Below are 13,923 nucleotides of genomic sequence, written 5' to 3'. Positions count from 1 at the left end.
CCAACATGTTCGCCGTTTCGTGGCAAGAGTCCTCTGGCGAGGGCCCCGAGGGGGTCGTATAGGTGGCCTGGATGCCGTCTTTGGCGGCAAATTGAGTGAGATCCAGAGCAAGGTCCAATGTCCGACGCCGTGTTGCCAGCACAAGCGAGCCCTGAGGCCGACATCCTGTCGGCGCTGGGCGCGCGTTCGATCGTGCTGGTCGGCATGATGGGCGTCGGCAAGTCGACCATCGGCCGCCGCATCGCGGCGCGGCTCAAGCTGCCGTTCATCGACGCCGACACCGAGATCGAGGCGGCAGCCGGCATGACCATACCAGAAATATTCGAGCGCCATGGCGAGCCGCATTTCCGCGACGGCGAGGCGCGGGTGATCGCACGCCTGCTCGACGGCGGACCGGTGGTGCTGGCGACCGGCGGCGGCGCCTTCATGCGCGAGGAGACGCGCAGCCGCATCGCGGCGAAAGCGATCTCGATCTGGCTCAAGGCCGACCACGACGTGATCATGCGCCGCGTCCGGCGCCGCGCCGACCGGCCGCTGCTGCAGACTGCCGATCCCGAAGGAACCGTGACGCGCCTGCTCACCGAGCGCGAGCCGGTCTACGGCAATGCCGATCTCACCATCGCCTCGCGCGATGTGCCGCACGACAGAATCGTCGATGAGACCATCGAGACGCTGCATGCGTATCTCTGCGGCCAACCACCAGCCGACCTCGCGAGTGCCGTTCGATGACTGCGCCCCTGAAGCATTCCGACCCCGTCAACGTCGACGTCGCACTCGGCGACCGCGCCTACGACATCGTCATCGGCCGCGGCGTGCTGTCCTCGCTCGGCGAGCGGGTCGCCGCGTTGCGCCCCGGCGTGCGCACGGCGATCGTCACCGACCGCACCGTCGCGAAATACTGGCTCGAGCCCGCTGAAGCCTCGCTTGCAGCCGCTGGCATTCCGACCGCGCGCGTCGTCGTCGAGGAAGGCGAAATCTCCAAAACCTATGCCGGCCTCGAAAAGGTCAGCGAAGCCCTGATTGCCGCAAAGATCGAGCGCAACGATCTCGTCATCGCGCTTGGTGGCGGCGTGGTCGGCGATCTCGCCGGCTTTGCTGCCGCGATCCTGCGCCGCGGTGTCGATTTCGTGCAGGTGCCGACCTCGCTGCTGGCGCAGGTCGATTCCAGCGTCGGCGGCAAGACCGGCATCAACTCGCCGCAGGGCAAGAATCTGCTCGGCGCCTTCCACCAGCCGGTGCTGGTCATCGCTGACACCGCTGTGCTCGACACGCTGTCGCCGCGGCAATTCCGCGCCGGCTATGCCGAGGTCGCCAAATACGGCGTGCTCGGCGACGAGGCCTTCTTCGCCTGGCTGGAGAAGAACCACGCGGACATCTTCAAGGGCGGCTCAGCGCGTGAGCACGCCATCGCGACCTCCTGCCGCGCCAAGGCGGGCGTCGTCTCGCGCGACGAGCGCGAGACCGGCGAGCGCGCGCTGCTCAATCTCGGCCACACCTTCGGTCACGCACTGGAAGCCGCAACCGGCTTCTCCGATCGCCTGTTCCACGGCGAGGGCGTTTCGATCGGCATGACCCTGGCGGCGCAGTTCTCGGCGAAGCTCGGTATGATCGGCGAGGCCGATGCGGCCCGCGTCGAACATCACCTCATCGAGGCAGGTCTTCCGACCCGCCTGCAGGACATCGCCGGCTTTGCGCAGGAAGGCCTCGCGGATGCCGACGCGTTGATGGCGCTGATGGCGCAGGACAAGAAGGTCAAGCGCGGCAAGCTCACCTTCATCCTGCTGGAGGCCGTGGGGCGTGCCGTCATCGCGAAAGACGTGGAGCCTCTTCCTGTGCGCGACTTTTTGAAAGAGAAGCTCGCGCAAAGGGCCTGAAACGCGGCTGAATGGCGCTAAAGCGTTTTCGAGCGAAGTGGATACCGGTTCGCGTCAAGAAAACGCGTCAAAACTAGAAACCAGAGTGTCTCATGGACTGGCTCGGCTTCACCATCGTCCTTATCTGCCTGCTCGTATCCGGCTTCTTCGCCGCGAGCGAGACCGCGCTGACCGGCGCCTCGCGCGCCAGCATGCTGCGGCTCTCCAGGCAGGGTAACCGCGACGCTGACGTAGTCTCGCAACTGCTCGACATGCGCGAGCGCCTGATCGGCGCGCTGCTGCTCGGCAACAACATCGCCAATATCAGCGCTTCGGCACTGGCCACCAGCATCTTCACCGCGTGGTTCGGCGATGTCGGCGTGCTCTATGCCACCGGCGTGATGACGGCGCTGGTCGTGATCTTCGCGGAAGTTCTGCCCAAGACCATCGCCATCAACGCGCCGGACCGGATGGCGCTCGCTGTCGCGCGCCCGATGCGGTTGACCATGTACGTGCTGGGGCCGCTGCTGCGGATAGTCGAAGTTATCGTGCGGCTGTTGATGCGCCTGTTCGGCCTCGCCGGCGAGCACCAGGCGATCCTGTCGCCGACCGAGCGCCTGCGCGGCGCGGTCGACCTGTTGCACCACGAGGGCAAGGTCGAGAAGCAGGACCGCGACATGCTCGGCGGCCTCCTGGACCTGCGCGAGCTTCAGGTCTCTGACGTCATGATCCATCGCACCGAGATGATCATGATCAACGCCGATTTGCCGGCGGATGAGCTGGTGCGTGAGGTGCTGGCGACCGAATACACCCGCATCCCGCTCTGGCGCGAGAAGCCGGAAAACATCATCGGCGTGCTCCACGCCAAGGACCTGCTGCGCGCGATCCGCGCCGCCGACGGCGACACCTCGCGCATCGACGTTTCCACTATCGCGCTGCCGCCGTGGTTCGTGCCGGAGATGCGCCCCGTCTCCGAGCAGCTCAAGGCGTTCCGCCGACGCAAAACCCATTTCGCGCTCGTGGTCGACGAGTATGGCGAAGTTGAAGGTCTCGTGACGCTGGAAGACATTCTGGAAGAGATCGTCGGTGACATCTCCGACGAGCACGATGTCGTGGTCGCCGGCGTGCGCGCCCAGCCGGACGGCTCCGTCGTGGTCGACGGCTCGGTGCCGATCCGCGACCTCAACCGCGCCATGGACTGGCGCCTGCCCGACGAAGAGGCAACCACGGTTGCCGGCCTCGTCATTCACGAGGCCCGCTCGATCCCCGACCGCGGCCAGAGCTTTACGTTCCACGGCTTCCGCTTCCGCGTTCTCCGCCGCGAGCGCAACCGCATCACCGCGCTCCGTATTTCACCGGTCCCGCGCGACGCGGAGCTGGAAGAGGCCAAGCCGCGCCGGGCCGGAACGTCGTTTTGACGCACGGTGTCATCGCCCGCGAAGGCGGGCGATCCAGTACGCCGTGGCAGATCGCTTCTAGCCGCGCGGTCTCGGAGTACTGGATGCCCGCCTTCGCGGGCATGACGGGCGATTGGGAGCTAACTCCCACCTTCCCCCGGCGCCTGCGCGCGGATCGCCAGTGCATGCACGCTGCCGGAGAGTTCCGCCGCCAGCGCCGCATTTATCATGCGGTGACGGTCGATCCGGCTCTTCCCTTTGAAGGCCTGCGACACGATATACACACGGAAGTGCGTCTCGCCGCTTGGCCGATGGCCGGCGTGGCCCTCATGCAAATGGGACTCGTCGACGACCTCGAGGCTTTCCGGGCTGAAAGCTTCCTGCAACTTGTTGCTGATAGTGTCTTTCATAACCATGAGTGCCATTAAATCCTGCGATCGCGCTCCGTCAATTGCCATAGGCCGCCTCTGGCGGCCGTTCTAAAACCGCCGAAATGAAACTTCGGCTACGGGTAGTCAGCTAATTGCAATGTCAAGACTTGAAGGTTTTTGCATTGCGTAGTCAAAGTCAGCCATGCCGATCGATTCATCAAAGTTCTTCGACTCCATCCGCGTGAAGCCGCGGGGCAAGCAGCCCGAGGTGAAGCCGCGCGACACTGTGGTCGCCTGCGAATGGACCGGGTGTCAGAACAAGGGCGCGCACCGCGCGCCCAAGGGCCGTGATAACCAGCGCGAGTACTGGCACTTCTGCCTGGACCACGTGCGTGAGTACAATCAGAACTACAATTTCTTCTCCGGCATGAACGCCGATGCGGTCGCGCGCTATCAGAAGGATGCGCTGACCGGCCATCGTCCGACCTGGAAGATGGGGGCCAACGGCGGCGTCAAGAAGGGTGCGGAAGCCGAGATCGACGGCGCCTTCGATCCGTTCAGCATGTTCCAGGAGCTCAACGGCCGCACCGGCTGGCGGAAGGGTCCTGAGGCCGCCCAGCCCAAGGTCGAAACGCGCAAGGTGATGAACGCCGAGCGCAAGGCGCTCCAGGTGATGGGCCTCGGTCCGAGTGCCACGCTCGCCGACGTCAAGAGCAAGTACAAGGCGCTGGTGAAGCAGCACCACCCCGACGCCAATGGCGGCGACCGCTCCACCGAAGACCGTCTGATCGAGATCATCAAGGCGTATAATTATCTGAAGACGGTGGTGCGGGAGGCCTAAGGCCTCGCGGCATTCTCTGGTGTCGTCCCTGCCTTTGCCGCGATCACTGTATCGTAGGGTGGGCAAAGCGAAGCGTGCCCACCACTTCTGTTGCAGTTTCGGATCGATGGTGGGCACGGCGCAAGCGCGCCTTTGCCCACCCTACGATTTCGGACTCGCGGCAACATCCCCACTACGACTCACACCTCCGGCATCGCTCCCACATACGACGAACTCGGCCGGATCAATCGCCCGGTCCGCTGCTGCTCGCGCGCATGCGCGGTCCAGCCTGCTGCGCGGGCGACCGCGAAGATCGGCGTGAAGGCCTGCCTCGGGATCGCCAGCGCATCGAGCAGGATCGCGGTAAAGAACTCCACGTTTGTCTCCAGCGGCCGCTCCGGATTCTTCTTGCGCAGGGCGCCACGAATATAGGCCTCGACCTCGCCGGCAAACGGCAGGTCGGTGCCGTTGGAGGCGAGCGCCTCGACCGCGGTCTTGAGCACATCGGCACGCGGATCGCGGACGCGATAGACGCGATGGCCAAAGCCCATCATCCGCTCGCCGCGCGCCAGCGCCGCATCCACCCAGGGTTGGATCCGTTCGCGCGAGCCGATCGCATCGAGCATTTCCAGCACCGGCTCCGGCGCGCCGCCATGCAGGGGACCGGTGAGCGCGCAATAGCCGGCGGTGACGGCGGCGAACAGATCGGCCTGCGTCGAGGCCACCACGCGCGCGGTGAAGGTCGAGGCGTTCATGCCGTGGTCGCTGGCGGTGACGAGATAGGCATCTAACGCAGCGACCTCGCGCGCTGCCGGCGCGCGCCCATGCAGCATGCGCAGCGTATCGGCGGCATGGCTCACGGTCGGATCGGGCGCGACCGGATCGAGCCCTTTCGCGCGCCGGACCAGCGCGCCCGCGATCACCGGAAACGCGCCGACAATGGTCGCTTCGTGCTCCAGCCCGTGCTCGGCGCGCAAGCCCGCGACCGCCGCGCGAAACCCGTCGATGATGCCCATGCCGCTTGTCCCGGGCAGCAAATCCGGCAGCCGCGCGAAGGCACGTTCGCGCGCCGCACCCAGGCTCGCCCGGACATTGGCTTCGCTTAAGCTGCTCTTGCTGGCGCCGTTCCAGAGCCGGGCGGTGACGCCCTCAAAGCTCGATTTGGCGGCGAGGCGGCCGACATGCTCGCCGGCGATGATCAATTCGCCGCGCTCGCCGTCGACATGGCTCAGCACGGTTTCGGCCGCGGGAACGCCGTCCAGCCCGATCTGGCTTTTGGTGAGGTGGATGTTCATGGCCCAAATCTCCCTTTGCACTGCACCAGGAGAAAATCAGGCCTCTCGACAGCTTGATCAATCTTGATTATATCAATCAATATGAAAAATTCGGAAGGTCTCTACCTCTCCGCCCGGGAAGCCGCCGCCGAGCTCGCGATCTCGCCGGCCACGCTCTACGCCTATGTCAGCCGCGGCCTGATCCGCTCCGAGCCGACGCCGGATTCGCGCAAGAATCGCTATCGCGCCGAGGACGTCCGCGCCCTGAAGGAGCGCCGGGTGCCGTCGCCGGAGCCGCGCGGCCTGCGCAGCTTCGATGCCGATCTGCCTGTCATGGATACGGAGATCTCCACCATCACCGAGGAGGGCGCGATCTACCGCGGCGTCAATTGCGTCGATCTCGCCGAGAACGACACGCTGGAGCACACCGCGACGCTGCTCTGGGATGTCTCCGACGTCGATCCCTTCGCGCCGGACAATCAGCCAAAAATCTCCGACGAGATGCGTGCGATTGCGGAAGCCACGCACCGCGCAGCTCCGATCGATCGCGCCATCGCGGTGCTAGCGCTTGCGACCAGCGCAGATTCGCGAGCCTTCACGCGCGCCCCCGATGGCCGCGCGATGGTCGGCGGACGCATCGTCCGGCTGCTGGTCGCGACCATGCTCAATGCCGACCCGTCGCCTGAGCCGCTGCATCAGCAGATCGCGCGGGCCTGGGCAGGCGACAACAAGCATGCGCCCGATCTTATCCGCCGCGCGCTGGTGCTGCTGGCCGATCATGAATTGAACGCCTCGACTTTCACCGCGCGCTGCGCGGCCTCGACCGGGCTCAATCTCTACGACTCCGTCATCGCTGGCCTCGCCGCGCTGAAGGGACCGAAACACGGCGGCGCCGGCGTGCTGGCCTCGCAACTGGTCAAGACGCTAATCGACCGCGACGTCGAGCCGATGGTGCGCGAGCGCGTTGCGCTGGGCGAGCGCTTTCCGGGCTTTGGCCACGGCGTCTACAAGCACGGCGATCCCCGTGCGCAATCGCTGCTGAATGCCTTGGCGCGCGCCGGCGCGCCGCGCAAATTCACCCGTGAGGTGCCCGAGCGCATCGCGGAGGCGACCGGAGAGTTCGTCAATATCGATTATGTGCTCGCCGTGCTCGTGCATGCGCTGCGCCTGCCGCCCGGCAGCGAGCTCGCATTGTTCGCCATGGCCCGCAGCGTCGGCTGGATCGCACATGCGAGCGAGCAATTGCAGTTCGGCAAGCTGATCCGGCCGCGGGCAAGGTATGTGGGACCTGCGCCGGGGCGGAGGACGGGGGGTTCTTAACCTCTCCCGCTTGCGGGAGAGGTCGGCGCGAAGCGCCGGGTGAGGGCTTTCTCCTCTTGGGGGTTCTCGATTGCCGTGAGACCCTCTCCCCAACCCTCTCCCGCAAGCGGGAGAGGGAGCGCACCTCCGTCGCGTTCGCATCCAAGGTCAATTAACCCCGCGGCTTCGCCTCCGCGACGCCGCCACCATTCCGCCGGCGATAAAGCCACACCGCCACGCCCAGCACGATCGCCACGCCGACGACAGTCAAAATCCACATGTGCTTGTATGGGTGCCCATGGTGCGGCAGCCCGGCATATTCGTGCAGGGCCGACACCGCCAGCACGCCCGGCAGTACATGGGCTGGCGCCCAGACCAGGATCGCCGGAATGTTGACCGCGTAGAACTTCGCCGGCGGCATCCCTAGTGCACCGGCCGTGACCGGCACGAAGGCGCGGATCGGCGGCACGAAGCGGGCGAAGAACACGGCCCAGGTGCCGAAGCGGTTGAAGAAGGTTTCGCTCTCCTCGACCACGCGCGGATAATTGGTCAGGGGCCAGGTGTTGAGGATTTCGCGCTGCTGTCGGTGCCCGAGCCAGTAGGCCGAGCCGTCGCCCAGCACGGCGCCGACGGCCGCCGCCAGCAACACCCATTGCAGCTTCAGGTCCCCGCCCGGAACCAGCGCGCTCAGCGCCAGGATGATGGTCGAGCCAGGGATCACCGATCCCACCACCGGGACGGCTTCGAGAAGCGCTGCGAGGAACAGGGTCAGATAGGCCAGCCACGCATGGACTGAGACGAAGGATATCAGGGGATCAAGGAAGGACGTCACGTGGTCTCTGTAGCGGGCTGGGGCAATCGGGTTCAGACCCTACATAAGTAGGAAGAGCCGAAGAAAGTGCCATTCGCTTGGGCAGAGCGCCTCTCCGGCGCGAAATTTGGGCGAGATTTGCAGGGCAGCCTTCCAAAAATCGCGTTCCTTGCTTATCTAAATGAAAAGACAGCGGAACTTTGATTGGCGCACGGGCTTCTTCCGGCCCGTCGTCTCTGATAGGTTTGCAGTCGCACCCAGCCGCAGCCAACGTGCAAATAACTGGTCTCGGGATCGCCCGTGGCCTCGGAGGATTGATGACGACCGCCGCGATGTCCAAAGTTGAGGAAGTTTCCGGTATGCCCGACATGAAGGTGTCGGTGCGCCAGGTGTTCGGGATCGACAGCGATCTCGAAGTGCCGGCCTATTCCGAAGTCGATCCTCACGTCCCTGAAGTCGATTCCGACTACCGCTTCGACCGCGCCACCACCCTTGCCATTCTCGCCGGCTTCGCCCGCAATCGTCGCGTGATGGTGACCGGCTATCACGGCACCGGTAAATCCACCCATATCGAGCAGGTCGCCGCCCGCCTGAATTGGCCCTGCGTGCGCGTCAACCTCGACAGCCACATCAGCCGTATCGACCTCGTCGGCAAGGACTCGATCGTGGTCCGCGACGGCAAGCAGGTCACCGAATTCCGCGATGGCATCCTGCCCTGGGCGCTCCAGAACAACGTCGCGCTGGTGTTCGACGAATACGACGCCGGCCGCCCGGACGTGATGTTCGTGATCCAGCGCGTGCTGGAGGTCTCCGGTCGGCTGACGTTGCTCGACCAGAACAAGGTGATCAAGCCGCACCCGGCGTTCCGCATGTTCTCGACTGCGAACACGGTCGGCCTCGGCGACACCTCGGGTCTCTATCACGGCACCCAGCAGATCAACCAGGGCCAGATGGATCGCTGGTCGATCGTCACCACGCTCAACTACCTCAGCCACGACGAGGAAGTGGAGATCGTGCTGGCGAAGGCCAAGCACTATCGCACGCCCGAGGGCCGCGACATCGTCAACAAGATGGTTCGTCTTGCCGATCTCACCCGCAACGCCTTCGCCAATGGCGATCTGTCGACGGTGATGAGCCCGCGCACGGTGATCACCTGGGCTGAGAACGCTGACATCTTCGGCGATATCGGCTTTGCGTTCCGCGTCACTTTCCTCAACAAGTGCGACGAGCTCGAGCGTCCTCTGGTCGCCGAGTTCTACCAGCGCTGCTTCAATGCGGAGCTGCCGGAATCGGCAGTCAACGTGGCGCTCAGCTGATCTGTCTCGGTGGGTCGTCCCGGCGAATGCCGGGACCCATACCGCGTGACGTCCCGATTGAAGCGACGCTGATAGTTTTCCCTGACGCACCAACCGTCGGTGGCTATGGGTCCCCGCCTTCGCGGGGACGACGGTGAGATCGAGATGAGCACGCCCTCCAACTCCAAATTCCGCAACACCAAGGAAGCCCCGACCGAGCCGTTCAAGCGCTCGGTGGCGTCCTGCCTGAAGGCGATCGCGAAGACGCCTGAGCTCGATGTCTCCTTCGCGGCCGAGCGCCCGGGCCTCGCGCCCGGCAAGGCGCGGCTGCCGGAGCCGGCGCGAAAAATGACCAGGCGCGATGCGGCGATCGTGCGCGGCCACGCCGACTCGATCGCGCTCAAGATCGCCTGTCACGACGCAAAACTGCATCGCAAGCTGATGCCGGGCAATCCGCAGGCGCGCGGCGTGTTCGAGGCGGTCGAGCAGGCCCGCGTCGAGGCGATCGGCGCGCGCCGCATGGCGGGCGTCGCCAAGAACCTCACCGCGATGCTCGATGATCACTTCCATCGCGGCAAGTTCGACGAGATCACCGACCGTGCCGACGCGCCGCTCGCCGATGCTTTGGCGATGCTGGTGCGCGAGCGCCTGACCGGCATGGCGCCCCCCACGGCCGCGAAAAAGATGGTCGATCTCTGGCGTCCCATCCTCGAAGACAAGATCGGCAAGCGGCTCGACCGGCTTGATAACCTCGTCGAGGACCAGACCAGGTTCGGCGACGCCGTGCATGATCTGCTGACCGCGCTCGAGCTCGGCGACGAGCGCAGCGCCGACAGCGAAGACAATGAGGACAACGACGAGAACCAGGACGGCGACAACGATCAGTCCGGCGCCGAGGGCTCGCCCGACTCCGACGCCGCCCAGGAGATGAGCGCCGACCAGGCGCAGGCCTCGAGCGAGGAGATGAGCGACAGCGCGATGGAAAGCGCGCAGGCCTCCACGTCTGACACGTTCGACGACGGCGAGCTCGGCGACGACGAGACGCCGGGCGAGGCGACGCGTCCGAACGCGCACGGCAAGAACGAGCCGCGCGGGCCGGAATATCACGCCTTCGCGCCGAAATTCGACGAGGTCATCTCCGCTGAAGATCTCTGCGACCATGACGAGCTGGAGCGCCTGCGCGCCTATCTCGACAAGCAGCTCGCGCATCTGCAGGGCATCGTCGCCCGTCTCGCCAACCGGCTGCAGCGGCGGCTGATGGCGCAGCAGAACCGCGCCTGGGAGTTCGACCTCGAAGAGGGCATCCTGGATCCGGCGCGCCTCTCGCGCGTGGTGACTGATCCCTATCACCCGCTGTCCTTCATGCACGAGAAGGAGGCGACGTTCCGCGACACCGTGGTGACGCTGCTGCTCGACAATTCCGGCTCGATGCGCGGCCGCCCGATCACGGTTGCCGCCACCTGCGCCGACATTCTGGCGCGCACGCTGGAGCGTTGCGGCGTCAAGGTCGAGATTTTGGGTTTCACCACGCGCGCCTGGAAGGGGGGGCAATCGCGTGAAGCGTGGCTTGCCGCCGGCAAGCCGGCCAATCCCGGCCGTCTCAACGATCTCCGCCACATCATCTACAAATCCGCCGATGCCCCCTGGCGCCGTGCGCGGAAAAACCTTGGCCTGATGATGCGCGAGGGTTTGCTGAAGGAGAACATCGACGGCGAGGCGCTCGACTGGGCGCACAAGCGCCTGCTCGGCCGGCCCGAGCAGCGCAAGATCCTGATGATGATCTCGGACGGTGCGCCGGTCGACGATTCCACGCTGTCGGTCAACCCCGGCAACTATCTCGAGCGGCACCTGCGCCACATCATCGAGGAGATCGAGACCCGCTCGCCGGTCGAGCTGATCGCGATCGGCATCGGCCATGACGTGACGCGCTACTACCGCCGCGCGGTGACGATCGTGGACGCCGAAGAGCTCGGCGGCGCCATCACCGAAAAGCTCGCCGAACTCTTCAGCGAGACCAACACGGCGCCCACGCAACCGGCCCATCGCCCGCGACGCAAATTGCATTCGTGAGCACCAGCCAATCCCGCCGCAGCTTTCTTGGCCACGCGGCGGCGGGATTTTCCACTCTCTTGACTGATCGGCTCGCGCAAGCGCAGGCCGCGCCAAAACCGGCGCAGGCCGAGCACGCCGTCACCGAAGCCGTCAGCATCGAAGTCAACGCGCGGCCGATCCCCGATTTCGAGCCGCGCGATCGCTCGCGCAGGCGTTTCGGCTCGTTGCAATATCGCAGCGGCCTGGTGCTGACCTCGCCGCATCGCGGCTTTGGCGGCCTGTCGGGCATTCGCTTCCTCGATGACAAGGGCGAGCGCTTTCTCGCGCTGTCCGACCAGGGCACCTGGTTCACCGGCGCTATCCGCTATTCCGGCAGCAAGATGGTCGGGCTCGACGATGTCGAGGCGGCGCCGATGCTGAACGCCGAGGGGCGGCCGATCACGGAGAAGCGGCTCTGGTACGACACCGAGTCGCTCGCGCGCGACGGCTCGCTTGTTTATGTCGGGCTCGAGCGCGTCAACCAGATCATGCGCTTCGATTTCGCCAAAGGCGGCACCCGCGCCCGCGGCGAGGTGGTGCCGACGCCGCCGGGGTTACGCAAGCTGCCCTACAACAAGGGGCTCGAGGCGCTGGTGTTCGTGCCCAAGGACATGATGGGACAGCCGCTCGCGGGCACCTTGATCGCCATGTCCGAAGGCGGCTTCGATGCCGATGGCAATCTGATCGGCTTCCTGATCGGCGGCCCGTCGCCCGGCCAGTTCAGCATCAAGCGCACCGACAAGCAGTTCATCAGCGACGCCGTGCTGCTGCCGTCCGGTGAACTCCTGATCCTCGAACGCAAATTCTCCTGGTTCACCGGCATCAACATCCGCATCCGCTCGATCCCGTTGAAGGCAATCGCGCCCGGCGCTGTCGTCGACGGCCCGGTGCTGTTCGAGGCCGATCTCGGCCACGAGATCGACAACATGGAAGGCATCGACGCCCATGTCACGTCGGGCGGCGAGACCGTGCTGACGATGGTGTCGGACGATAATTTTTCGTTGCTCCAGCGCACCCTGCTGTTGCAGTTCACGCTGGTGGACTAGCCCGCTGTCGTCTCGGCCTCCCGTCAAACCCGCATTGGCAATGCATGGCGCCGCGGGCGGCCATGCCGCCTGCGCAACTGGCAATTCGCCATCGGCTCACTAAACTTCATGCAATCGCTTCCATCCCTCCATCTCCGGATCCCCCGCATGAGCGCCCTGTTTTCCCCGATCAAGCTGCGCGGCCTGTCGCTGAAGAACCGTGTCGTGGTCTCGCCGATGTGCCAATATTCGGCCGAAGACGGCGTGCCTACCGACTGGCATTTCACCCACATCAACAATCTGGCGCTGTCGGGCGCGTCGATGTTCTGCATCGAGGCCACTCATGTGGAAGCGATCGGCCGCATCACGCCGGGCTGTCTCGGGCTCTACAGCGACGCTGCGGAAGCCGCGCTGAAGCAGATCCTCACCTCGGTGCGAAAACATTCCACCACTGCGATCGCGATGCAGCTCGCGCATGCCGGCCGCAAGGCCTCGAGCGCGCGGCCCTGGGACGGTGGCCAGCTCATCCCCGAGACGCAAGGTGGCTGGCAGTCGGTGGCGCCGTCGGCGGTGCCGCACAAGGAAGGTGAGGCCGCGCCGCTGGCGCTCGATGCCGCGGGCCTGAGGCGCATTCGCGACGCCTTCGTCGACGCTGCGAAGCGCGCGCAGCGCATCGGCATCGACGCGATCGAGCTGCACGGCGCGCACGGCTATCTCATGCATCAATTCCTGTCGCCGATCTCGAACAAGCGCACCGACGAATATGGCGGTAGCCTGCAGAATCGCATGCGCTTCCCGCTCGAGATCTACGACGCGGTGCGCGCTGTGTTTCCGCACGACAAGCCTGTTGGCATGCGGGTGTCGTCGACCGACTGGGTCGAAGGCGGCTGGGACCTGGCGCAGACCATCGAGTTCGCGAAGGCGCTGAAGGCGCGCGGTGTCGACTGGGTCGATGCCTCCTCCGGCGGCGTCTCTGCCTTGCAGAAGATCGCGCTCGGCCCCGGCTATCAGGTGCAATTCGCGGAGGCCATCAAGCGCGAGACCGGATTGCCGACCATCGCGGTCGGCCTGATCACGGAAGGCAAGCAGGCTGAAGAGATCGTCGCATCCGGCAAGGCCGACATGGTCGCGCTCGCCCGCGGCATGCTCTACGACCCCCGCTGGGGCTGGCACGCCGCCGCCGAGATCGGCGGCGAAGTCGAAGCCCCGCCGCAATACTGGCGCTCGCAGCCGTCGACGCAGAAGGCGCTGTTCGGCAGGACCACGTTCGGGGCGAGGTAGCTTCTGTCTTCGCCTCTCCCCGCATGCAGCAGGGCAATCGCATGTGAAAACTTGTCCCTGCGGCCATCCTTCGAGACGCCCGCTTTGGGCGGGCTCCTCAGGATGAGGGCGGAGTATGCGGCAGCAGTTTCGCGGAGTATGCGGCAGCAGTTTCAAAGGGGCACTGACGCTGGTTAGCCTCATCCTGAGGAGGCGCGTAAGCGCCGTCTCGAAGGACGAGGCGTGCGCACAGGTCGCCGCAACGAGTCATATGCGATTGCCCTGCCGCATGCGGGGAGAGGTGGTAAAGATCCACCTCACGCATCCGTAACCCTCCTCACCTTCCGCCCGTCGCAAAACTGGCCTAACCTCCGCCGATCCGGGGCATCACGGAGGTCCGCCATGCGGTTTCGTGTTCGCAAGACTG

Annotated in this window: 12 protein-coding genes; 9 read left to right on the top strand and 3 right to left on the bottom strand. The window is 65.4% G+C overall.

Features of this window, described 5'->3' with window-relative positions; genetic code table 11:
* Positions 1-117 precede the first annotated feature (117 nt).
* The 3 genes from YUA_RS0126245 to YUA_RS0126235 all read left to right on the top strand — a co-directional run bounded on the left by YUA_RS0126245 (position 118) and on the right by YUA_RS0126235 (position 3,271).
* Positions 118-729, top strand: coding sequence for a shikimate kinase (locus YUA_RS0126245; protein WP_027533383.1), 612 nt, complete (start codon positions 118-120; stop codon positions 727-729).
* Positions 726-1,874, top strand: coding sequence for a 3-dehydroquinate synthase (gene aroB / locus YUA_RS0126240; protein ID WP_027533382.1), 1,149 nt, complete (start codon positions 726-728; stop codon positions 1,872-1,874). Before YUA_RS0126245 ends, aroB begins: the two co-directional genes overlap by 4 nt.
* Positions 1,875-1,966: 92 nt before the next feature.
* Positions 1,967-3,271 (top strand): HlyC/CorC family transporter, encoded by a 1,305-nt coding sequence (locus YUA_RS0126235; protein ID WP_027533381.1) that lies wholly within the window; start codon positions 1,967-1,969, stop codon positions 3,269-3,271.
* Between the two features lie 119 nt (positions 3,272-3,390).
* On the opposite strand, the gene YUA_RS0126230 is transcribed toward YUA_RS0126235, so the two are convergent.
* A complete protein-coding gene (locus YUA_RS0126230) occupies positions 3,391-3,666 on the bottom strand; it encodes a BolA family protein (RefSeq protein WP_027533380.1) in 276 nt (91 codons plus the stop codon).
* Positions 3,667-3,823: 157 nt separating this feature from the next.
* Here YUA_RS0126230 and YUA_RS0126225 point away from each other — a divergent pair, with 157 nt between their 5' ends.
* The gene (locus tag YUA_RS0126225) at positions 3,824-4,462 is read left to right on the top strand and encodes a J domain-containing protein (protein ID WP_027533379.1); all 639 of its coding nucleotides are present in this window, start codon (positions 3,824-3,826) and stop codon (positions 4,460-4,462) included.
* A 179-nt stretch (positions 4,463-4,641) separates the two neighbouring features.
* Here the strand turns inward: YUA_RS0126225 and YUA_RS0126220 are convergent, their stop codons facing one another.
* A complete protein-coding gene (locus tag YUA_RS0126220; RefSeq protein ID WP_027533378.1) occupies positions 4,642-5,736 on the bottom strand; it encodes a citrate synthase/methylcitrate synthase in 1,095 nt (364 codons plus the stop codon).
* Positions 5,737-5,817: 81 nt separating this feature from the next.
* On the opposite strand from YUA_RS0126220, the gene YUA_RS0126215 reads away from it, so the two are divergent.
* Positions 5,818-7,035 carry a citrate synthase family protein gene (locus YUA_RS0126215; protein WP_027533377.1) on the top strand — a complete coding sequence of 406 codons (1,218 nt, stop codon included), beginning with the start codon at positions 5,818-5,820 and terminating at the stop codon, positions 7,033-7,035.
* A 151-nt stretch (positions 7,036-7,186) separates the two neighbouring features.
* Here YUA_RS0126215 and YUA_RS0126210 read toward each other — a convergent pair whose 3' ends face one another.
* Positions 7,187-7,846, bottom strand: a complete 660-nt coding sequence (locus YUA_RS0126210; protein ID WP_027533376.1) for a DedA family protein — start codon at positions 7,844-7,846, stop codon at positions 7,187-7,189.
* A gap of 296 nt (positions 7,847-8,142) precedes the next feature.
* On the opposite strand from YUA_RS0126210, the gene cobS reads away from it, so the two are divergent.
* The 4 genes from cobS to YUA_RS0126190 all read left to right on the top strand — a co-directional run bounded on the left by cobS (position 8,143) and on the right by YUA_RS0126190 (position 13,517).
* Entirely contained in the window at positions 8,143-9,141 is a 999-nt protein-coding gene (gene cobS, locus YUA_RS0126205) for a cobaltochelatase subunit CobS (protein WP_027533375.1), read from the top strand.
* A gap of 144 nt (positions 9,142-9,285) precedes the next feature.
* Positions 9,286-11,190, top strand: a complete 1,905-nt coding sequence (gene cobT / locus YUA_RS0126200) for a cobaltochelatase subunit CobT (protein WP_027533374.1) — start codon at positions 9,286-9,288, stop codon at positions 11,188-11,190.
* On the top strand, positions 11,187-12,257 hold the full coding sequence (locus YUA_RS0126195; protein WP_027533373.1) for an esterase-like activity of phytase family protein: 1,071 nt from the start codon (positions 11,187-11,189) through the stop codon (positions 12,255-12,257). The genes cobT and YUA_RS0126195 overlap by 4 nt, the downstream gene beginning before the upstream one ends.
* A 147-nt stretch (positions 12,258-12,404) precedes the next feature.
* Positions 12,405-13,517 carry an NADH:flavin oxidoreductase/NADH oxidase gene (locus tag YUA_RS0126190; protein ID WP_027533372.1) on the top strand — a complete coding sequence of 371 codons (1,113 nt, stop codon included), beginning with the start codon at positions 12,405-12,407 and terminating at the stop codon, positions 13,515-13,517.
* Positions 13,518-13,923: the final 406 nt, after the last annotated feature.

Origin of the sequence: Bradyrhizobium sp. WSM3983 (assembly GCF_000473045.1) — a bacterium.
Lineage (GTDB): Bacteria > Pseudomonadota > Alphaproteobacteria > Rhizobiales > Xanthobacteraceae > Bradyrhizobium.
Note: the sequence above shows the minus strand (reverse complement) of the source record. Positions and strands in the feature narration are given on the sequence as shown.